Below are 20,567 nucleotides of genomic sequence, written 5' to 3'. Positions count from 1 at the left end.
AGTTGAGTATTTCTCGCACCGTGAGCGTAGCCGCGTGGTCCGACCGCTGTCGAGGGAGGCGGGGGATCGTGCGTTCACCAGGACCGTGCCGTCGTGAGCAGGCGCTCGCGGACCAGCGCGACGTGCGGGTTGGGCGAGGGGCCGGGGCGCTGGACCAGGTAGGCGGTGTTGATGGGTGGATCCTCCGGCCGGTGCAGCAGGCGCAGCGCGCCTGAGGCGATTTCGGTGCGGCACAGGTAGCTGGGCAGGACCGTCCAGCCCGCGCCCGCGGTCACCGCGGCGAGGACACCGCGCAGGTCGGGGACGGTCACGGCGGCCCGGGCCTGGAGGCGGCGGCCGAAGACGTGGCGCCAGTAGCGTCGGGCGATCGGCAGGTCCTCGGCGTAAGCGACCATCGGCGCGTCGGCGAGGAGGTCGGGCAGCTCTCGGCCCGCTGGCTCGTCCGGGCCCGACCCGTCCGCGCCCGGCCCGACCCTGCCCGGCCCGTCCCCGCCAGGCCCGTCCGCAGCAGGCCCGTCCGCAGCAGCTCGGTCCGCGGCGAGCCGGTCCGCCCAGGTCGGGGCGGCGACCAGGACGAACTCCTCGTCGGCGAACGGCTCGGCCTCCAGGGTGCGCCCGCGCGGCCGTTGGGTGGCGACCACCAGGTCGTGGCGCCCGGCGGCCAGCTCCTCCAGCAGCGGATCGGTCATCCCGACGGCGACCCGCAGCCGGACACCGTCGGCGGCGAGCGGTGCCAGCACGCCGAGCAGCACCGTGCACAGGAACTCGGCCGGTCCGGCCAGGTGCACGGGCTCCGGCGAGCGGTCCGGCCCGGCGCCGGCCACGTCCGCGAGCTGGTCCAGGGGCCCGGCCAGCTGCCCGGCGAGCTCGTCGGCGTAGGGGTTCGCGGCGACGCCGCGGGCGCGGCGGTCGAACAACTCCTGGCCCAGCCGCTGTTCCAAGGCACGGATCTGCGCGGTGACGGTGGGCTGCGAGACGCCGAGCCGCGCTGCCGCAGCGGTGAACGACCCGCTGCGGTAGACCGCAAGGAAGGTGCGCAGCAGGTTCAGGTCCAGCGGGCCGGAGGCATGGGAATCCCGATTGCTCACCCTTCGAGCGTAGGGGAGAGGCGACCGGGGCGGGGTGGCGATACCGTTGTGGCCAGGCAGATCAGCCATCGGTCTACCGATACCGGTCATCGGCATTTCTATTGGTCCAGATGCTTGATGAAGTCTACCTTTGAGGTCATGAACCGCGCTGACCTGAGCGTCTGCGCGTGGACCCGATCAGTGGTCCCGATCAGTGGACCCGAGCAGCGGAGACCGCACCATGCCGAAGAAGATCCTTTTCGTGATGACCGGCGTCGACTACTGGACACTCGCCGACGGCACCCGGCACCCGACCGGCTTCTGGGCCGAGGAGGCCGTCGCGCCGTACGAGGCGTTCACCGGTGCGGGCCACACGATCACCGTCGCCACCCCGGGCGGCGTGGTGCCGACCGTCGACGCCGGCAGCCTCGCGCCGCAGGTCAACGGCGGCGAGGAGGGGGCGCGGCAGGTCGCCGAGGGCCTGGCGGCGATGGCGGAGCTCCAGCGCCCCGTCAAGCTGGAGGACGTCGTGCTCGACGACTACGACGCCGTCTTCTACCCCGGCGGGCACGGGCCCATGGAGGACCTGGCCGTCGACCCCGTCTCCGGCTCGCTGCTGACGCTCGCGCTGAAGTCCGGCAAGCCGCTCGGCGTCGTCTGTCACGCGCCGGCCGCGTTGCTGGCCGCCGTCGAGGCGGACGGAAGCAACGCGTTCAAGGGCCGAAGGATCGCCGCGTTCACCAACGCGGAGGAGACCCAGGCGGGTCTTGCCGACAGGGCGAAGTGGCTGCTCCAGGACCGCTTGACCGACGCGGGCGTCGAGGTGCAGGTCGGCGAGCCCTGGTTGCCGCACGTCGTCGTCGACGGCAACCTCGTCACCGGCCAGAACCCTGCCTCCTCCGGGCCGCTCGCCGTCCAGCTGCTCGAGCAGATGGCCTGAACGGCGAGTTGCTCGAGCAGCCGGCCTGACCGCAGCCCCGGACCACCCCTGCCGTCATTCCTGCGCTCGTCCTGCTCCACCTCCTCCTCCCGGTCGGCGGGCGCCCACCGCCCTGACGACCCGCCGACCGGGCCCCCTTGGGCAGGCAGCGCCGCATCACAGGAAGCACCAGAAGCATGAGCACCACCCCGACACCCGAAGCCGCCCAGCTCTTCACCGAGGCCGACGCCGGCGCCCTCGTCACGCGTCACCGCGCGGTCCACCGCAGCGGCCGCACCAAGCCGCTCGCCTGGCGCAGGGAGCAGCTCGGCCGCCTGCGCGCGCTGCTGACCGAGAACCGTGAGGCGATCGCCGACGCCCTCCACGCGGACCTGCGCAAGCCGCGTGCGGAGGCCGGTGCCGCCGAGATCGACCTGCCCGTCCGCGAGATCGACCACACGCTGGCGCACCTCGAGCAGTGGCTCGCGCCCGAGCCGGTCGCCGCCGAGGAGCTCGCGGGGCTGCCCGAGGGCACCACGGCGAGCGCCACGTACGAGCCGCTCGGCACCGTCCTGGTCATCGCGCCGTGGAACTACCCCGTCCAGCTGCTGCTGGTCCCGATCGCGGGCGCGCTGGCGGCGGGGAACACGGTAGTGGCCAAGCCCAGCGAACTGGCGCCCGCGACCTCCGCGTTGATGGCCCGTCTGATCCCGCGCCACCTCGATCCCGAGACGGTGACCGTGGTCGAGGGCGGGGTCGCCGAGACCACCGCGCTGCTGGCGCAGCGCTTCGACCACATCTTCTACACCGGCAACGGCACCGTCGGCCGGATCGTCATGCGGGCCGCCGCCGAGCACCTGACCCCCGTCACGCTCGAGCTCGGCGGCAAGTCCCCGGTCTTCGTCGACCGCGGCGTGGACGTCGATGCCGTCGCCCGGCGGCTGGCGGACGCGAAGTTCCGCAACGCCGGCCAGACCTGCGTGGCCCCGGACTACGTGCTGACCGACGCGGCCACCGCGCCGGCCCTCGCCGAGGCGTTGGAGCGCGCGACCAAGGCCCTGTTCGGCGCGGACCCGCAGACCTCGGCGGCCTACGGACGCCTGGTCAACGAGCGCCACTTCGACCGCGTCGCCGCGCTGCTCGCCTCCGGTCGCACCGCCTTCGGCGGGCGCGCCGACCGGGCGGACCGCTACATCGAGCCGACGGTGCTGCTGGACGTGCGCCCGGACGAGCCGGTGATGCAGGAGGAGATCTTCGGTCCGGTGCTGCCGATCGTGACCGTCGCCGACCTGACGGAGGCGATCGCGTTCGTCAACGACCGCGACAAGCCCCTGGCCCTGTACGGGTTCACGGAGGACGAGTCCACCCGGCGGCGCCTCGCGGCCGAGACGTCCAGCGGCGGCCTCGGCTTCGGCCTGCCGATGGCCCACCTGCGCGTCCCGGCCCTGCCGTTCGGTGGTGTCGGCGAGAGCGGCATGGGCGCCTACCACGGGCAGCATTCGATCGCCACCTTCAGCCACCGCAAGGCCCGCCTCGACGTGCCCCTGGGCTGACCGCTTCCTGCGCGGGCGGCGATCAGCCGGTTGCAGGCGTCAGGGGCCCGAGGAACTGCGCGAGCCTCCACCGGCGTGCGGATGGCCCCGCTCGCTGAGCGACTCACCACGCAGGGTTGCTTGTCGCGCCCAGGGTGGCTTCTCGCTCCCAGTCAGGGGGCATCTCCCGGCCCAAGGCGGGGGAGGAGCCGCAGATCAGCAGAGCCTCGCGCCCCCTGTGGCCACGCCAGGCGCGCCCGTCACGGCCGGGCGCGGCGTCAGCCGCCGTGGCGCCGGGCGGACTCGTCCTCCTGGGCGAGCCTGCGCAGCGCCATCAGGGCCGGTTCCAGCAGGGTCGTCAGCACGACGGCGCGCTCGGCCATCTCCAGCGGATCGGGCGCGCCCTCCAGCGCGTCCAGGTCGAGACGGGCCGTCTGCTCCGCCAGTCGTGCGTAGGGGAGCAGGCCGGTCCAGTCCAGCGCGACGCCGAACTCCCGCAGGCCGGCCATGGTCCTGGCCAGCTCGGCGCGCGCGGGAGAGCCCTCGTAGACCTGCCAGCCGAGCTCCCGGACCAGCGCGTCGACCGCGCCGTCCTGCTCCGTCGGCGCCTCCGCCGCCGTGCCCTCGCCCTCGGCGGGCGGGATGACGCCGAGAGCCAGGCCCAGGACGAGGTGCGGGCTGGCCTGCTGCTCCGCGAGCGCGCCCAGCACCTGCCGCGTCGCGTCCACGGAGAGGCCACGCACGCCGATCAGCGCGCGGATCAGCCGCAGGCGGCGCAGGTGCTGTTCGTCGTAGTCGGCCTGGTTCGGAGAGGTGAGCCGGCCCGCTGGGAGCAACTCCTCGCGGATGTAGTACTTGATCGTGGGCACGGAGACCCCGCTCCGACGGCTGAGTTCCGAGATCCGCATCCTGATTCGCTTTCCGCTCGCCTATGGATAGTTCTACTGTCTATCATGGATAGTGGAACTATCCGATGTGTTGACGCGGATCCAGGAAGGCACGGCCATGCCCACCATCCCTTGGACGACCCCGAATCAGCCCGCCCCCGGCACCGCCACCGCGCTCGTGATGGCCTCCCGCTTCGAGGTCCGCACCCTGCGCGACGTGCCGCGCTTCTTCCTCCGCTCCCTCGCCGCCTGGAAGCAGCTGCGTCAGGCGCGCGGAGCCCTCGGCGCCTCCCTGGTGGCCCAGCCGCTGCGGCGCACCTTCTGGACCCTCTCGGCATGGGAGGGTCGTGAGCAGCTGAACGCGTTCGCGGCCGCCGAACCGCACCGGACGATCATGCGCGAGCTGCACCCCACCATGCGCGAGTCCGTCTTCACCTTCTGGGAGGTCCCGGTCGGCGAGCTGCCGATCTCCTGGGACGACGCCCGGCGTCGCGTCGCCGCGCAGCCGGCGGTGGATCAGGCCTCCTGACCCGCGGTTTCCCCACCCGCGGCTGCCCCACCCGCAGCTTCCCGGGGGAGCGTCACGCCGGCGCGCGCGTGGAGCTCCCGGGCCTGGATGCGGTCCGCCTCGGCCGCTGCGGGGTCGTCGGGGTTGCTGCGCGCGGCGCCGTCGAGCGCACGGGCCTCGTGGAGCGGGCTGCCGGCCGCGCGGGCGGCGTCACCGGCCCGGCGGTAGGCGGCCAGCGCCTCGCTCGGGTGGCCGGCCGCGAGCGCGAGGTCGCCGACGGCGACCAGGATCTCCGACTCGCCCTGGGCGTCGCCCGCGTTCCGGTAGATCGTCAGAGCACGCTCGAGCAGGTCGTGCGCCTGGGCCGGGTCCCCGGCGCGCGCGGCCAGCCGGGCGCCCACGTCCATGGCATTGGCCTCGCCCAGCGCGTAGCCGGTCTCCCGGCTGAGCCGCAGCGCGAGGCGGTGCGACTCGGCCGCGGCGGACCACTGTCCGGTCAGGTACTGGACCCTGCCCTGGGCGTTCAGGACGTTCGTGGTGCCCTGGCGGTCGCCGAGAGTGTTGTAGATCTGCAACGACCGGTCCAGGAAACCGCCGGCCAGGCCGTGGTCGCCCATGTCGGTGTGCACCCGACCCTCCTCCCACAGGCAGGCGGCCACGCCGTGCCGGTGGCCCAGCTCCTCGAAGCCGGCCCGGGCGCGGTTCAACAGGTCCAGGCATTGCGGGAGATCGCCGACATCCCGGTGGAGTTGGGCCAGCTCCCACACCACCGCCGTCTCACCGAACCGGTGGCCGAGACGCCCCAGCAGAGCCTGCGCGGTGTCGAGCGCCTCGGCCGCCTCCCGGGACTCGCCCCACACCCGGTGCAGTCGAGCCAGCTCCCACAGGCTGAAGGCCCGGCCCATCGGCTGGTCGAGCTCGCGGAAGATCTCCAGGGCGCGCAGGTGCGGCTTCAGCGCACCGTGGTAGTCGCCCGTCATCATCACCACCCGCCCCTGCTCCTGCAGCGCGTTCGCCTCGCCGAGCCGGTCCCCGAGCTCACGGTAGAGCGTGAGGGCCCGTTCGACCGCCTCGGCACTGCCGCCGAAGTCGGAGGTGATGATCCGCGCACGGGTGAGGTCGTACAGGGCGTTCGCCTCGCCGAGGCGGTCTCCCGCCTCCCGGGCGCGGCTCACCGCCGCCGTGTGCAGGGCGAGCGCCTCGGCCCAGTGGCCCTCCTGTCGGAGGAAGGCGGCGAGGGCGCCGCACATCGCCCTGGACCTGGCGGGCGCCGCGGTCGCCAGGTACTCCGTGGTGGCCAACAGGTTCGGCAGCTCGGAGCGGAACCACTCCAGTGCGGCGACCCCGCCGTCCGGTTCGACGGGCGCGAAGGCGCCTGCCACCCCTGCCTCCGCGTCGCCGCCGGGACGTACATGGCGCCGCAGATGCCGATCGGCCGCGCGGGCGCTGTGCTCGTAGAAGTCGAGCAGCCGCTCCCGCGCGGTCTCCTGCTCGGCCTGATCGCGGCGCGCGAGCACGCTGCGCGCGTACAACCTGGTCAGGTCGTGGAAGCGGTAGCGGCCGGGGGCGTGCTCGGCGACCAGGTTGTGGTCGAGCAGCGCCTCCAGGCGCCGCTGCGCGGCCGCGGGGGTGGCGGCGACGAGGTTGGCGGCGGCGTACACGTCGAAGTCCGGGCCGACGACGAGGCCCAGCAGGCGGAACAGCTGCCGCTCGCCCGCGGGCAGCGCCCGGTAGGAGGACTCGTAGACGGCCGCCAGGTCCCGGTCGTCGTCACGCAGCTGGTCCAGGCGGCCCTGCTCGTCCCGCAACTGCTCGACGAGCCCGCGCACGCGCAGAGTGGGACGGTGCCGCAGGCGGGCGGCGGCGATCCGCAGCGCGAGCGGCATCCGCTCACACAGGGCCGTCAGCTCGGCCAGGGAGGTCTCGTCCTCGGGTGTCAGATCGTGGACGGCGACCTTGCGCAGCAGTGCCGCGGCCTCGTCGTCGGGCAGACCGTCGAGGCCGAGCAGGCGGGCCTCGTCCAGCCCGGTCAGCCGCCTGCGGCTGGTCACCAGGACCAGGCAGCCGGGTGTTCCCGGCAGCAGCGGCCGCACCTGGGCGGTGCCGACGGCGTTGTCGAGCACGACGAGTGTGCGGGTGTCGGCGAGCCGCTGCCGGTACAGCGCAGCGCGCTCGTGCTCGTCGCGCGGGACGGCGGATGCCGGGACGCCGAGCCCGCGCAGCAGCCAGGCCAACGCCTCCCCGGAGCTGACCGGCTCGAGCCCGGGGGTGTGACCGTGCAGGTCGATGAAGAGCTGGCCGTCGGGGAAGCGGTCGCGCAGGCGGTGGGCGACGTGGAGGGCGAGGGCGGACTTGCCGACGCCGCCCATCCCGTCGATGGCGACGATCTCCAGGGCGGGGTCCGGTGCGAGGCCGTCGAGGAGCCAGGCGACCTCGGCCTCGCGGCCGGTGAACAGGCGCGTGTCGGCGGGCAGCTGGCAGCGGGCACCCTCGCCGGAGCCGGAGCCGGAGCCGGAGCCGGAGCCGGAGCCGGAGCCGGAGCCGGAGCCGGAGCCGGAGCCGGAGCCGGAGCCGGAGCCGGGCGCGGGCCTGGCCGTACCTGTGGTGCCGGCCGGGCCGGCCGCCGTTGCTGGGGTGGCTCCGTCCGGGTCGGTGGCTGCCGCGGCGATCAGCTGCTCCCGGTCGCCGCCGTCCAGGCCCAGCGCATCCGCGAGGCGGGCGACGGACGACAGGCGCGGACGGCGGCGGCCCCGCTCCAGCACATTGATCGCGTGCGCGGAGACACCGGACTTCGTGGCCAGATCTTCCTGCGTCCAGCCTGCGCACAGCCGGTGACCGCGCAGCAGCTCGCCGAACGACCCCGCCCGGCTCGACCCAGCCCCTCCCACCACGGCCCCTGTCCCTCGAGTCCTTCGTGCCCTTCGCGCTCGTCGCCGCTCGGTGCCGCTGGTCGCGGCAGAAGCGGACCCGAGGCGTCCAGTCGCTGACCTTATGGCGCGGTTGCCCCGAAACGCCAGACGAACGCCAGGTCTGCGCCGTGGCGTGGACCCGCGGCGGGGGGCGAAGCTGGAGTCACCAGCGACGCGCGGTGAGCGGTCGGGTCTGCGCGGGGGGCAGACCCGACCGGTCGCCGCGGTGCGTCGCGGCATATGTTGTTCAAATCTGAACGTGGGGCTACTCTCAAGGTAGTTCAGATTTGAACCAGTGGAACGAGGAAGCCATGACCACCCCCACGGCAGCGCGGATGCCCGCCCTCTACCTGGGCCACGGTGCCCCGCCCCTCGCCGACGACGCCCTGTGGACCAGCCAGCTCGCGCACTGGGCGGCCGACCTGCCCAAGCCCACGGCCGTCCTCATGGTCTCCGCCCACTGGGAGGAGGCGCCGCTGGCGCTCGGCGCGACCACGACCCTGCCGCTGGTCTACGACTTCTGGGGCTTCCCGCAGCACTACTACGAGGTCACCTACGCGGCCCCCGGCGCGCCCGGGCTCGCCGACTCCGTGCGCAAGCTGCTGCGTGGCGCCGGCACGCCCGTCCAGGACATCCCGGACCGCGGCCTCGACCACGGTGCCTACGTCCCGCTCGTCGAGATGTACCCCGACGCGGACGTGCCCGTGCTCCAGATCTCCCTGCCCACCCTCGATCCCACCGAGCTGATGAAGATCGGCCGCAAGCTCGCACCCCTGCGCGACGAGGGCGTTCTCATCGTCGGCAGCGGCTTCTTCACCCACAATCTGCGGGCGCTCACGCAGGACGGCAGCGTCCACTCGATCATGACCGAGTTCGACGACTGGGGCCGCCGCGCCCTGGAGGCCCAGGACATCGACGCCCTCCTCGACTTCGAGCACAAGGCACCGGCCGGCCACCTCGTCCACCCGCGCACCGAGCACTTCGCCCCGCTCTTCGTCACCCTCGGCGCGTCCGAGAACGAGTTGGGCAGCGGGCGCAGCGTGATCGACGGCTTCTGGATGGGCCTGTCCAAGCGCTCCCTCCAGTTCGGCTGAGCCCGAGAAGTCCCACCTCGCCACCTGGACCGGCCGCCGCACCCGCGCCGACGGGATCGCCGACGGGATCGCCGACGCGATCGCCGACGCGATCCGTGCCGCGGCAGGACGGCCGCCGAAGCGCGCACGCCACGACTTCGCCGTCCGAGCAGACGTGGCGCGCGGCCGTTCGCCGTCCGCGCAACTCGTTCGCCCAGCGCGCATCCGGGTTCCGGCGGGCCGTCCGGTGCGCAGACTCCTGCTCATGAGACTTCTCGTGATCGGTGGATCGGTGTTCGTCGGACGGGCCTTCGCCGAGGAGGGCGTGCGCCGGGGCTGGGAGGTGACCGTCTTCAACCGCGGCCGGACCCAGGACGATCCCGCAGGCGTCCGCTCGCTGCGCGGTGACCGCACCGACGAGGCGGACCTCGCCGCGCTCGCCGCCGCCGGCCCCTACGACGCCGTCGTCGACGTCTGCGGCTACGTCCCGACCGAGGTCGCCCGCTCCGCCGCCGCGCTCGCGCAGAGCGCGGACGCCTACCTGTTCGTGTCGACGATCAACGTCTACCCCGACTACCCGGCCCTGCCCACCGACGAGTCCTCCCGCCGGCACGGCGGTCGGGCCGACGCCGGCCCGGGAGAGGGTGACTACGGCTGGCTCAAGGACGGCTGCGAGCAGGCGGTCCGCGCCGCGTTCCCCGGCCGCGTCGTCGTGCTGCAGCCCGGCATGATCGTCGGCCCCCACGACCGCGCCCGGCGCACCACGGCCTGGCTGCGCCGCGCCGCGCGGGGAGGCCGCATGGCCGTGCCCGGCACCGCCGACCGCGCCCTGCGCCTCATCGACGTGCGCGACCTCGCGGCGTTCGGCCTCGACCTCCTCGCGGGAGCCCCGCGCGACGCCGTCGAGGACTACCTCCTGCCCGGCGCCCCCGACAACGGCACCTGGGGCGACTACCTGGCCGCATGCGTCGCCGCGACCGGAGCGCGGGCCGAGCTCACCTACGTCGACGACAGCCTCTTCGTCGACCACGACGTCGAACCCTGGACAGAGGTCCCCCTCTGGCTCCCGGCAGGCCGGGAGGAGTTCGTCGCCACCTGGGACGCCTCCTGCGCCAAGGCCCTCGCCGCAGGCCTGCGCTGCCGCCCCCTCGCGACCTCCGTCCACGAGACGGCCGCCTGGCTCTTCACCCCGGGCGGCGAGTCGGAGGCCTTCGAGGACTACCGCCAAGTCGGCACCTGGACGCCCTTCCTCTCCCCGGACAAGGAAGCAGCGATCCTCGCCGCCCACGACGAGAGGAACCGGTAAGGAAGTCGGTGCCCGCTGCAGACAGCCGGGTTCGGCACCGGGCGGGTCGGCCCCGTTGGTGCTCGTTCAGCGCGGAGACGAGGTCGGTGCCTGTGACACGGGGGGTCCGGAGGTCGTGGCCCGGTCAGCGCGCGGCGTTCAGCTCGTTCGCTATCGCGACGAACGCCCGGCGCTCCGCGCGGGAGAGCGAGACCTGCTCCAGCGGGTGCAGTCCGATCCCGCTGCTGCCGACCGCCCACGGCCGGAACGTGGCCAGCCATACGGCGCGCACGCCCATCAGCGTCCACAGGCCCGCGACGGTGAGCAGCGTGTACAGCGCGAGCGCGTGCAGGGGAGTCAGCTGCTGATGCATGCCGGGACCGTCCTAACTGTCGAGCGGGACATGGAGGACTTGCCCACGCTTCGGGCCTAGTTAACACCCCGTTCCAGGTCCTTCGGCAGGGGGGCCGCGCCCCTATGCCCTGTTGTCCGACGCCTCCGCAGTCGCCGCGGACTGCGCCACCTCGGCGGTCCAGCTCGCCAGCAGTCGCAGCGCCTCGGCCGAGGCGGAGCCGGGCTCCGCGGCGTAGGTCACCAGGAGCTGGTCGGGATCGGCGGGCAGCACCATCGACTCGTTGGCGAGGGTGAGGCGGCCGACCACGGGGTGGTGCAGCTCCTTGGTGCACGGGCCCGTCCCCCGCACGTCGTGCGCGGCCCACCACTGGCGGAACTCGGGGCTCTTGACCGACAGCTCGCCGATCAGCGCGGCCAGCCGCGGGTCGTCGGGGGAGCGGCCCGCGTGCATCCGCAGGCCCGCGACCATGTCGCGGGCCTTGCCCTCCCAGTCGTCGTACAGCTCGCGGGTGGCCGGCTCCATGAAGACCAGCCACGCCATGTTCCGCTGCTCCGGCGGCAGCGCCGCGAAATCGCCGAGGAGCGCACAGGCCAGCCGGTTCCAGGCGAGGATGTCGCAGCGGCGGCCCAGCACGTACGCGGGGACGGAGTCCATCGCGTCCAGCAGGTGCTGCAGCTGCGGGCGCACCCGCTGCGGGCGCGGCGGAACCGCGCGACCGCGGCGCGGCGCGGGCTTGGCCAGGTGGTCCAGGTGCTCGCGTTCGGCACGGTCCAGGCGCAACGCGTCCGCGATCGCCTCCAGCACCGCCGCCGACACGTTGCGCGCGTTGCCCTGCTCCAGCCGCGTGTAGTAGGCGGCGCTCACCCCGGCCAGCTGAGCCAGCTCCTCCCGGCGCAGGCCCGGCACCCGGCGGCGGGCGCCGAAGTACGGCAGGCCCACGTCCTCCGGCTGCAGTCGGGCGCGGCGGGTCCGCAGGAACTCGCTCAGCTCGTTGCGCGGGTCGAGCGGATCGAGGGGGGACGGTTCGGAGGAGCTCATGTCTGCCAAGTATGAGGGTGTTCCTCCCAGTGGTAGGAACACCAGGCGTACGTTCAACGAGGGGCTGGCTGCACCCTCGCTCACCCGGCACGCTGGTCACCATGACTACGAGCACGATCCCCGCGTATGCCGCCCCGGCCGCGAAGGCCCCGCTGGAGCGCACCACCGTGCCGCGCCGCGAGCTCGGCCCGCACGACATCCTCATCGACATCGCCTACGCCGGTATCTGCCACTCCGACATCCACCAGGTCAACGAGGAGTGGGGCCCGGCGATCTTCCCGATGGTCCCCGGCCACGAGATCGCCGGCACCGTCGCCGAGGTCGGCTCGGCCGTGACCCGCCACCAGGTCGGCGACCGCGTCGGTGTCGGCTGTCTGGTCGACTCCTGCGGCGCGTGCGAGCAGTGCACCGCCGGTTTCGAGCAGTTCTGCACCGGCCCCGGTGGTGCCACCGGCACCTACAACGACACCGGCCGCGACGGTGAGCCGACCTACGGCGGCTACGCCAAGCAGGTCGTGGTGACCGAGCGCTTCGCGCTCAAGATCCCCGAGGGCATCCCGCTGGACGCCGCCGCGCCGCTGCTGTGCGCGGGCATCACCACCTACTCCCCGCTCGCCCGCTTCGGCGCCGGCCCGGGCAAGAAGGTCGCCGTCGTGGGCCTGGGTGGTCTCGGCCACATGGGCGTCAAGATCGCCCACGCCAAGGGCGCCGAGGTGACGGTGCTCTCGCAGTCGCTGCGCAAGAAGGAGGAGGGCCTCAAGCTGGGCGCGGACCACTACTTCGCCACCAGTGACCCGGCCACCTTCGAGCAGCTGGCCGGGACCTTCGACCTGATCGTCAACACCGTCTCGGCGGAGATCGACCTCAACGCCTACCTGGCGCTGCTCAAGCCCACGGGTGCCATGGTCCAGGTCGGCGCCCCGCCGGTGCCGGTGCCGGTCGCGGTCTTCTCCCTCATCGGCGGGAACAAGACCCTGGCGGGTTCCATGATCGGCGGAATCCCCGAGACGCAGGAGATGTTGGACTTCTGCGCGGAGCACGGCATCGGAGCGGAGATCGAGGTGATTCGCGCGGACCAGGTCAACGAGGCCTACGACCGCGTTCTCGCCAGCGACGTCCGCTACCGATTCGTGATCGACACCGCCACGATCTGACGATCCGGCGGCCCACCCACCACGTTCAGGAGCACTTCCCCCGATGAGCCTGCTGTTCGAGCCCCTCGCCCTGCGTGACGTCACCCTACCCAACCGGGTCTGGATGGCGCCGATGTGCCAGTACTCGGCACCGGCCGAGGGGCCCGACACCGGCGCACCGGGGGAGTGGCACTTCCAGCACCTGGCCTCCCGGGCGGCCGGCGGCACGGGCCTGATCCTCACCGAGGCCACCGCCGTGGCGCCCGAGGGTCGGATCAGCCCCTGGGACCTGGGCCTGTGGAACGACCGTCAGCGCGACGCGTTCGGTCGGATCACCGCGTTCCTGCGCGAGCTGGGCACCGTCCCCGGCATCCAGCTCGCGCACGCGGGGCGCAAGGCCTCGTCGTTCCGTCCGTGGGACGTGCCGGGCGGCTCGCTGCCCTCCGGCCACCCGCTGGCCTGGCGGACGGTGGGCCCGAGCGACCGCGCCTTCGGCGCGATGACGGCGCCGTCGGAGCTGAGCGTCGATCAGATCGCCGTGATCGTGCGGCAGTTCGCGGACGCGGCCGAGCGGGCCCTCGCGGCGGGCTTCCAGGTCCCGGAGATCCACGGCGCGCACGGCTACCTCGTGCACGAGTTCCTCTCCCCGGCCTCCAACCACCGCGTCGACGCCTACGGCGGCTCGTTGCAGAACCGGATGCGGTTCGCGCTGGAGGTCACCGAGGCGGTTCGCGCGGTGTGGCCGGACGAGCTGCCGGTCTTCTTCCGCGTCTCGGCCACGGACTGGTTGGACGAGGGCGGCTGGACGGCCGACGACACCGTTCTGCTGGCCAAGGAGCTGCAGGCCCGGGGCGTGGACCTGGTCGACGTCTCCACGGGCGGCAACGTCCCGGACGCCCGCATCCCGGTCGAGCCCGACTACCAGGTCCCCTTCGCGGCCCGGGTCCGCAACGAGGCCGGCCTCGCCACCGCGGCCGTCGGCCTCATCACCGACCCGCACCAGGCCGAGCAGATCCTCGCCTCCGGCGATGCCGACGCGGTCCTCCTGGGCCGCGAGCTGCTCCGCAACCCGTACTGGGCCCGCCACGCGGCCACCACGCTCGGCCACGACCTCCCCAAGCTCGACCAGTACGCCCGCGCGTGACGTGCCCGCGCACGCCCAGCGGTGGATGACTGCCGACCGCGCGGAAGCGGTTCACCAAGACGCGGGGGACCAGGCGCTGCTTCGGCTTTCGCGGGGTGTCACAGCCCGGCGCAGTGACATGCCGGAGTCGCGCCCCACTGGTCCTCCCTCTCCGCGGGCCCTTAGGAGCTGTCCGGCCGATCACTCGCCTGTGCGCCGGTGCGGAGCCGGGAAGCTTGAATCACGGCCGGACAGCTCGTCATAGGCTGGGCCCTATGAGGTTGCGGGACGTCTTGCCGGACAGTGAACGACTGTCGTGGATCTTGGATCCGTTTGAGAGCGTGGGCCCGTTGCGGTTCGGAATGACGTCGGCCGAGGTGTCTGCCGCGCTCGAAGGGTGTGTCCCCGGCCTTGAGTCGGGGACGGCATTCCGTATCTATCCCGAGGAAGTGGGCCTCGAGATCCACTATGACGAGGCTGACCGGTTGTGGGCAGTCTCGGTCGATGCATTGCGGGGACCGCAGGTGCAGGTGGACGGGATGCCTCTGGTCGGCCGGGTTCCCTCGGAGCTGGAGGCCTGGCTGTTCGAACGCGCTGAAAACCGGGGACTCGGCACGGATGTCGTCTATCTGCCCGGGGCACAAGCCGGTTCGAACACGCTCGGCGTGGTGCTGTGCGTGCAGCGGGCGGGCGACCGTCTGCTCACGCGACCGGTCTTCCTGCCGGCCGAGGCGATGGACGACGTGTATCACATGCTGCCGCAAGAGGCGTGGGACCACGTCTGACCGTGTGCCGTCCTGCCTGGACGTTGGGTAGCGCGTAGCCGGTCCTGAGCCGGATGATCGGCTGCGCTGATCATCCGGCTCAGGACATGACTGCCGTGACCCAGAGCGCGGAAAGTAGAGTGCGTGCCGGACGCTCACTACCTTCGAAAGAAGAGCCATGCCCCGGAAGACCGCGGCTGCTCTACGTCTGGACGCCATCTGCCAGTCCCATCTTCGAGACTATCGGCGTCGGCCATCAGAATTCTCGACTCGCACTCGCGGCAAAGCCGCACGCTTCGAGGCCGAACGTGGCCTGACTCCCCGGGTGCTCGAAGACGCCATCAGCAGGTGGCGGGCCTTCGCGAGCCAACCGGGATGGCCGCTCTACCTGCCAGAATCTGGCCTCCCGGGCTTCGACCTCTGGGACGACCGTCTGCTGATCGAGCGTGCCATCGGCAGTGTTGACAGACGAGCGGCCCGGGAAGTCGCCTCGATCATCAAAGACGTCGACAGAGACTTCCTGGCACGTACCCTGCCCAACCCCCGCGCCCCAAGAACTTGGCCGTGGTGGCGCCGCAGATGCCGAGACCTCGGCAAGGTCCTGCTCGTTCCGTCACAACAGCAAGATCGGCCGGCCGGGCCCTAGCTGGCGGAGGGCGGCAGGCGCAGATCCGCGAGTTCTGGTGGGACGGGGGAGTCGCGACGGAAGAAGGGTGCTGACTCGCCGTCGGTCGCGGTGGCGGGGGCGTCAGTGAGGCGGAAGCGGTCGCGGAGGCGGCCGTAGAAGTCGGTCGGGTGGAGGCGGATGAGGCGGAGCCGGTGCGGGGCTCGGTAGACGCCGATCCAGTCGCCCGGGTCGAGTACCCCGCGGGGCTGGCCGTCGATGCTCACGGCCGCGCGACCGGAGTGCGGCAGCATGCGCAGCGCGATTGGCTCGTCCGGGGCTGCCACGACGGTGCGGTTGAAGGTCATGTGCGGCGCGATCGGGGTGAACACGACGGCGTCCATGTGCGGGGAGAGCACCGGGCCGCCGGCGGCGAAGGAGTAGGCGGTGGAGCCGGTGGGCGTGGCCACCACCAGCGCGTCCGCGGAATACGCCGCGAGCAAGCGACCGGAGATGTAGACGCCGGCGGAGACCTGGTGGTCACGGGCCAGCTTCTCCACCACGATGTCGTTGAGTGCGTTGACGTCCAGGGGCACGCCCCAGCTGTTGTCCGTGGCGGTCGTGGACGTCGTAGCCCGAACCGGTGGCGGGGGCAGTGCAGAGCCGCGTCCGTAGCAGAGGAGCGCCTCCATCTCGGCGGGAACTTCCGGTTGCCGGGAGGCGCGCATGGTCAACGTCATGCGTTCCTCCACCAAGGCCCCGTCCGCGTGGACAGCCTCCAGGGCGGAGATGGCGTCGCCGACCGGCACCTCAGTGAGGAAGCCGACCTTGCCCAGGTCGACGCCTAGCACACTGGCCCCCGTCTTGATGGCGATCCGGGCTCCACGCAGGAACGTCCCATCCCCGCCGAGTGTGACGACCAGGTCAGGGTCCCCGGCCGCGTGGGCTTCCTCGCGGCCGGAGCGGCGTTCGTGGTCGGCCGACCACACGTCGATGTCGGTGCAGCGGATCCCGTGCGCCCGGGACCAGGCGTGCACGTCGCGGGCGGCGGCCAGGGCAGAGGCGTGACCTTGGTGGACGACCAGTCCGATGCGATCTACTGGCATGAGGGACCTTGCCTTGCTGCTGCGGTGGCTGAGCGTGCCCGTGACGAGCCCGGACACGAAGGACATGACGACTACCAGGCTGGTCGCGGGCTCGGTTTCCAGCCACCGTCTTTCGCCAGTGTGGGCCTAGCGGCGCTCAACTAGCCCCGGTGCGCAGTGAGCTTTGAGCTAAGACGGCAGCTGAAGGACCAGATTGCCAGTCGTTGCACCGCTGAAGTTCGGTCGGAGCGGATCGCGGCGCCGTTGGGCTGAGCGGGTGACGGGGCCGACCAACTGTCGCCAGGGTCGCTGCAGCCGCCGACGACCCCACGCTCGTCGAACGCACCTGGGTGCTGCTGACCGAGGCCCCGGACGGCGGCTGGGGCCTCGCGGGCAAGGCCCACACCAACGCCGACCTCGTCACGGCCGCTCGCGCTCAGATCGCCGAGATCGCCGCCAGGAAGGCCTGACCGCACCACCCGCCCACCATCAGGAGACCCATGCCCGTCTCGAAGGCCCACGCCGCCTGGCACGGCGACATCCCCACCGGCTCCGGCGAGTTCACCGCCGGCGGCAGCATCACCGGAGGCGTCACCTACAAGTCCCGCTTCGAGGGCGGCCCGGGATCAACCCCGAGCAGCTCATCGCCGCGGCACACGCCTTCTGCTTCGAGAATTGAGCCTGGTGCTGGGCGATGCCGTGCACAACGCTCGCTCGGCCCTCCCGTCGTCGGCCGGCCCGCCGAACAGCACGACACCCCACCGCCCGAAGCAGGGGCGGGATTCGATGATCGGCTCCTTGATCCCCGGGCCGCCGGACAAGTGCCTCTCACCGCAGACCTCGGCCTACGCCCCATCGGGACCGGACCGCTCCCAAGCCCGGCGGTGCGCTGCGGCAACGATGCCACATGCGCGCAGGGCGTGTGCGGGGCCGTGATGTGAGCACGGACGCCGGTCCCCGGCACGAGTAGTACTGCGGGGCACCGGCCGGCGGCGGTCAGGGAGATTCGACCACCACACTCCCTGATCGCCGCGCGGCGTCCGGCTCAGCGTCGACCCGCCTCGTGTGTCAGCGGGCCGGACGGCGGCTGCCGCGACGTATCCGGTGGGCAACCGGCCAGGTCACGCCTCGAGTTCTCGACGGAGCCGGATCAACGCACTGCGGATGCGACTTTTGGCGGTTCCGACCGGGATGCCCAATCGCAGGGCGACTTGCGTGTAGGTGCAGTGCTCGTAGAAGGCGAGTCTGATCGCCTCACCTTGAAGCGGAGTCAGGTTCATCAGGACGCGATGCAGGTGCTCGGATTCCAAGACCCGTTCTACATGCTCCGCAACACTGTCGTGGACCGGCGGCGGAGTCAGAGCTGAGGCGCGCTGTTCGAGACGGTGTTGCGCACGCTGGTGACGGACCCGGTCGATCGCCCGTCGGCGAGCGATGGACGCGGCCCAGGCCCGGGGGTTTCCGCGCTCAGGCTGAAAGCGGCCGGCAAGGGTCCAGAGTTCCACTATCACCTCCTGGGCGACCTCGTCGGTCTGCGCGGAGTCGGGCAGCACCCGCCGGGCCGTGGCCCACACGAGCGGCAGGAGACCCGTGTAGACGCCGACGAACGCCTCGTGATCACCGGCCGCCGCCGCGCTCAGGCATTGCTCGATCTGGAGGCCGGCAAGGTGGCTGTGAGACATGGTCAGAGATTTGGACTCGGTCGCCCGGTAGGCATGCCAAGGGCATCGCCTGCGCATCGATTCGTCGCTGTCTCGACAAACGACCCCGCCTGGGTGGTGCCGTCTTCGGTGACTACGCCGGCATGGGCGTGCCATCCCGACCCGTGCGGGGCCCGCCACGCGGCCACTGTCCTCGGCCACGACCCCCCCAAGCTCGACCAGTACGCCCGCGCCTGACGCACCAGCCCTTCGGCCATGCGTTTCGGCCTGCGCGAAGGCCGGGGCGACCGCCGCGGCTGGGGAGGGGACCGCATCGAGCACCGGCTCGCCCCGACGATGACGCAGTCCCTCCTCGCTCCGGAGAGCCGACCAGGAGGCGCGGCGGATGACGGCGCCGCCCGATCGGGGCTCGGTCCCATGCAGTCCCGCGTTGGCGCGCCGAAATGTCGGCGCCGGCACGCCGCTTGGTGTCCTGCCCGCTGCTGGTTGCCCGCGCCCCGGTGCCCGCCTGGCGCCGACCCGTGACGTGGACCGGTTCAACCGCGGTCCGTGCCCAGGGGCGCGGGTCACAGAGCGGCGTGGAGCTTTTCGAGCCGCTCGAAGAAGAACTCGTGCTTGAGGAAGGAGACGTCGTACTCGTGGCCCGGGGTAGGGCGGGACGAGCTGGGCGGCCTGGATCAGCCGCCAGCCGTCCCTGAGCGCGTCGAGTCCGGTCGCGTACGGCGGTTCCGCGCCGTCCCCCGTGGTCGGGGACGTGCGGCCGGTGCCGTCGTACCGCGACCAACCGACCACCTCCGCGTCCAGTGCGGAGTTCAGCAGGTAGAGCACGAGTACCTGCTGACGGAGCGTGGGGGTGGATGAGGGCGAGTCGATCGTCATGCCGTCGCCTCCTGCGGGCGGTTGGAGACCCTGGTCACCCAGTGGTCGAGGTCGAAGCCGGGGTCGCCGGTCAGCTCGCGCCACAGCAGGGCGCGGTTGTAGCGCTCGAGACGCCCGGTCGCCTGTTCGTACCAGGGGAACGCGACGTCCAGTTCGGAGACCACGCGTGGGTCGTGCAGGTCCGAGGCGTCCCACAGGCGGCGCTGGCGGACCGTCGGGTTGAAGCGGATCTTGAACATGTAGCGGGTCGTGTCGCTGTCGTTGCGGCGACCGCCGTGCCAGAGGCCGTGGTGCACGAACACCACCGTTCCGGCCGGACAGACCAGCCGGTCCTGGCCGCGGAGGTTCTGGTAGCGGCCGGTGTCCGACTCGTTGATCCGGCGCAGGTGGCTGCCGGGGACGCTGAGGGTGCCACCCATCTCGAGTGTCACCGTCTGCGGGTAGTACATCAGTTGCACGTCGAAGGCGTCCGGTCGGACGTCGATGATGGCGTCCGCGTGCAGCGCCTGCGCCTCCCCGCCGTGGGGCTCGCGGACGTGCACGGCGTGGTGGTCCACGAGCGGTTCCGGGCCGACCAGGCTGCGCAGCGCGCCTGCGACCAGCGGGACCGCCAGCAGCCTGGCGGGGAAGGAGTCCGGGGCGTAGGCCTTCGACAGGGGCGTCCCGTAGTCGACCGGCGGCACGCCCTGCGCCAGCACCGCCAGCGCCTCGGCGTTCAGCTCCGCGGGCACGACCGCGTCCAGCCGGAGAGATCCGTGGGCCACGAAGCGGGCCATCTGCACCGAGTTGAGCAGGATCGGTTGGTTGTCCATGCCGACAGACGCTAGGGCCGCGTGCCGCCGCTGCGAGTGGGCCCGGAACGCCGTCCAGTGGTCAATTCTCACCGCCCCTCGCGGCCGCGGCAGGCGTGGTAGAACTCCGGGATGCACACGGCCCTCGCCCATCTCGACGAGCCCCCCGACCTGGCCGCCGTCGGAATCGGAGTGCACGGCTGCGCCAGCCGCACGGACGTCTTCTCGCTGCCGAACCTCTGGCAGCTGCATCTCTACGGCTACGACGCCGACCTGACGGTGGACGACACCGCGCACGCGATCCGGCCGGGGCGGGTCAGCCTGGTCCCGCCCGGCACCACGGTGCGCTACCGCTACCGGGGCCGCTCCGAGCACCTGTACGTGCACCTGCGCCTCGGATCGGAGGGCGCGCCGCTCGGCATCCCGGTGATCCAGGACGCCGGGACCGAACTCGTGCCGCTGGCCGCGCAGTTGCAGAGCGCCCTCGCGGCCTGGCCGCACGCGCCCGCGCGGGCGAGGGCCGAGGTGTGGGCCGCGCTGTGGCGGGTGGCGGAGCTGACCTCGCGGCCCACGGGCGGGGTCGCTGCCACCCATCCTGCGGTCACGGCGGCCCTGGCCCTGATCGAGGCCCGGTTGGCGGAGCCGCTGAGCGTGGCGGGGATCGCGAAGGCGGCGGGCGTCTCGCACAACCACCTGACCAGGCTCTTCCGCGCCGCCACGGGGGAGACCGTCGTCGGTTACCTCCGCGCTCGACGGATGGAGCGGGCCCGCCACTTCCTGCAGGCCACCACCTTGTCCATCCCCGCCGTCGCGGCCTCGGTCGGCATCCCCGACCTCCAGGCCTTCAACAAGGCCTGCCGCCGCGCCCTGGGCGCCTCTCCCCGCGCCGTCCGGGCCGACCTGCACAGCCGCTTCGCCGTGCGGCCGCCGGGACCGCGGTAGCGCTTCCGCGAC

General features: G+C 72.4%; 17 protein-coding genes and 1 pseudogene. 9 read left to right on the top strand and 9 right to left on the bottom strand.

The features are described from left to right. Positions 1–74: 74 nt before the first annotated feature. On the bottom strand, positions 75–1,088 hold the full coding sequence (locus BMY61_RS38505; protein ID WP_042452795.1) for a LysR family transcriptional regulator: 1,014 nt from the start codon (positions 1,086–1,088) through the stop codon (positions 75–77). 220 nt (positions 1,089–1,308) lie between these two features. Between BMY61_RS38505 and BMY61_RS38500 the strand changes: the two genes are divergently transcribed. Both BMY61_RS38500 and BMY61_RS38495 read left to right on the top strand, forming a co-directional pair. Next, a complete protein-coding gene (locus BMY61_RS38500) occupies positions 1,309–2,007 on the top strand; it encodes a type 1 glutamine amidotransferase domain-containing protein (protein ID WP_042452798.1) in 699 nt (232 codons plus the stop codon). Positions 2,008–2,183: 176 nt separating this feature from the next. Beyond that, positions 2,184–3,539, top strand: coding sequence for an aldehyde dehydrogenase family protein (locus BMY61_RS38495; RefSeq protein ID WP_042452800.1), 1,356 nt, complete (start codon positions 2,184–2,186; stop codon positions 3,537–3,539). Between the two features lie 257 nt (positions 3,540–3,796). On the opposite strand, the gene BMY61_RS38490 is transcribed toward BMY61_RS38495, so the two are convergent. Then, a complete protein-coding gene (locus tag BMY61_RS38490) occupies positions 3,797–4,426 on the bottom strand; it encodes a MerR family transcriptional regulator (RefSeq protein WP_042452802.1) in 630 nt (209 codons plus the stop codon). A gap of 97 nt (positions 4,427–4,523) precedes the next feature. Here BMY61_RS38490 and BMY61_RS38485 point away from each other — a divergent pair, with 97 nt between their 5' ends. Beyond that, positions 4,524–4,934, top strand: a complete 411-nt coding sequence (locus BMY61_RS38485) for a DUF3291 domain-containing protein (protein ID WP_042452804.1) — start codon at positions 4,524–4,526, stop codon at positions 4,932–4,934. Here BMY61_RS38485 and BMY61_RS38480 read toward each other — a convergent pair. Then, positions 4,922–7,804 (bottom strand): ATP-binding protein, encoded by a 2,883-nt coding sequence (locus tag BMY61_RS38480; protein ID WP_052439026.1) that lies wholly within the window; start codon positions 7,802–7,804, stop codon positions 4,922–4,924. The two genes, BMY61_RS38485 and BMY61_RS38480, sit on opposite strands and share 13 nt — an antisense overlap. A 329-nt stretch (positions 7,805–8,133) precedes the next feature. Here BMY61_RS38480 and BMY61_RS38475 point away from each other — a divergent pair, with 329 nt between their 5' ends. Together BMY61_RS38475 and BMY61_RS38470 are read left to right on the top strand one after the other, a co-directional pair. Beyond that, positions 8,134–8,916, top strand: coding sequence for a dioxygenase family protein (locus BMY61_RS38475; RefSeq protein WP_042452805.1), 783 nt, complete (start codon positions 8,134–8,136; stop codon positions 8,914–8,916). Positions 8,917–9,160: 244 nt separating this feature from the next. After that, the gene (locus BMY61_RS38470) at positions 9,161–10,201 is read left to right on the top strand and encodes an NAD-dependent epimerase/dehydratase family protein (protein WP_042452807.1); all 1,041 of its coding nucleotides are present in this window, start codon (positions 9,161–9,163) and stop codon (positions 10,199–10,201) included. Between the two features lie 124 nt (positions 10,202–10,325). Here the strand turns inward: BMY61_RS38470 and BMY61_RS38465 are convergent, their stop codons facing one another. After that, positions 10,326–10,553 (bottom strand): hypothetical protein, encoded by a 228-nt coding sequence (locus BMY61_RS38465; protein ID WP_042452809.1) that lies wholly within the window; start codon positions 10,551–10,553, stop codon positions 10,326–10,328. A gap of 102 nt (positions 10,554–10,655) precedes the next feature. Beyond that, entirely contained in the window at positions 10,656–11,573 is a 918-nt protein-coding gene (locus BMY61_RS38460) for a helix-turn-helix transcriptional regulator (protein WP_042452810.1), read from the bottom strand. Positions 11,574–11,674: 101 nt separating this feature from the next. On the opposite strand from BMY61_RS38460, the gene BMY61_RS38455 reads away from it, so the two are divergent. From BMY61_RS38455 to BMY61_RS44535, 3 genes are all read left to right on the top strand, one after another. Then, complete coding sequence (locus tag BMY61_RS38455; protein ID WP_042452812.1) at positions 11,675–12,727, top strand: NAD(P)-dependent alcohol dehydrogenase; 1,053 nt, start codon at positions 11,675–11,677, stop codon at positions 12,725–12,727. 43 nt (positions 12,728–12,770) lie between these two features. Further along, positions 12,771–13,850 (top strand): NADH:flavin oxidoreductase/NADH oxidase, encoded by a 1,080-nt coding sequence (locus BMY61_RS38450; RefSeq protein ID WP_042452814.1) that lies wholly within the window; start codon positions 12,771–12,773, stop codon positions 13,848–13,850. Between the two features lie 254 nt (positions 13,851–14,104). Further along, a complete protein-coding gene (locus BMY61_RS44535) occupies positions 14,105–14,614 on the top strand; it encodes a hypothetical protein (RefSeq protein ID WP_052439027.1) in 510 nt (169 codons plus the stop codon). A 621-nt stretch (positions 14,615–15,235) separates the two neighbouring features. Here the strand turns inward: BMY61_RS44535 and BMY61_RS38440 are convergent. From BMY61_RS38440 to BMY61_RS38425, 4 genes and pseudogenes are all read right to left on the bottom strand, one after another. After that, positions 15,236–16,303 carry an NAD(+)/NADH kinase gene (locus BMY61_RS38440; RefSeq protein ID WP_042452926.1) on the bottom strand — a complete coding sequence of 356 codons (1,068 nt, stop codon included), beginning with the start codon at positions 16,301–16,303 and terminating at the stop codon, positions 15,236–15,238. 1,100 nt (positions 16,304–17,403) lie between these two features. After that, complete coding sequence (locus tag BMY61_RS38435; protein WP_042452816.1) at positions 17,404–17,964, bottom strand: sigma-70 family RNA polymerase sigma factor; 561 nt, start codon at positions 17,962–17,964, stop codon at positions 17,404–17,406. 545 nt (positions 17,965–18,509) lie between these two features. Next, positions 18,510–18,822, bottom strand: a pseudogene (locus BMY61_RS48140) (hypothetical protein). After that, positions 18,819–19,634 carry a phytanoyl-CoA dioxygenase family protein gene (locus tag BMY61_RS38425; RefSeq protein ID WP_236656303.1) on the bottom strand — a complete coding sequence of 272 codons (816 nt, stop codon included), beginning with the start codon at positions 19,632–19,634 and terminating at the stop codon, positions 18,819–18,821. The pseudogene BMY61_RS48140 and the gene BMY61_RS38425 overlap by 4 nt, the downstream one beginning before the upstream one ends. Positions 19,635–19,745: 111 nt before the next feature. Between BMY61_RS38425 and BMY61_RS38420 the strand changes: the two genes are divergently transcribed. After that, positions 19,746–20,555, top strand: a complete 810-nt coding sequence (locus BMY61_RS38420) for a helix-turn-helix domain-containing protein (protein ID WP_042452818.1) — start codon at positions 19,746–19,748, stop codon at positions 20,553–20,555. Positions 20,556–20,567: the final 12 nt, after the last annotated feature.

Origin of the sequence: Streptacidiphilus jiangxiensis, assembly GCF_900109465.1 — a bacterium.
GTDB classification, from domain to species: domain Bacteria; phylum Actinomycetota; class Actinomycetes; order Streptomycetales; family Streptomycetaceae; genus Streptacidiphilus; species Streptacidiphilus jiangxiensis.
The sequence above is the reverse complement of the archived record's forward strand: the minus strand, read 5'-3'. Positions and strand labels throughout refer to the sequence as shown.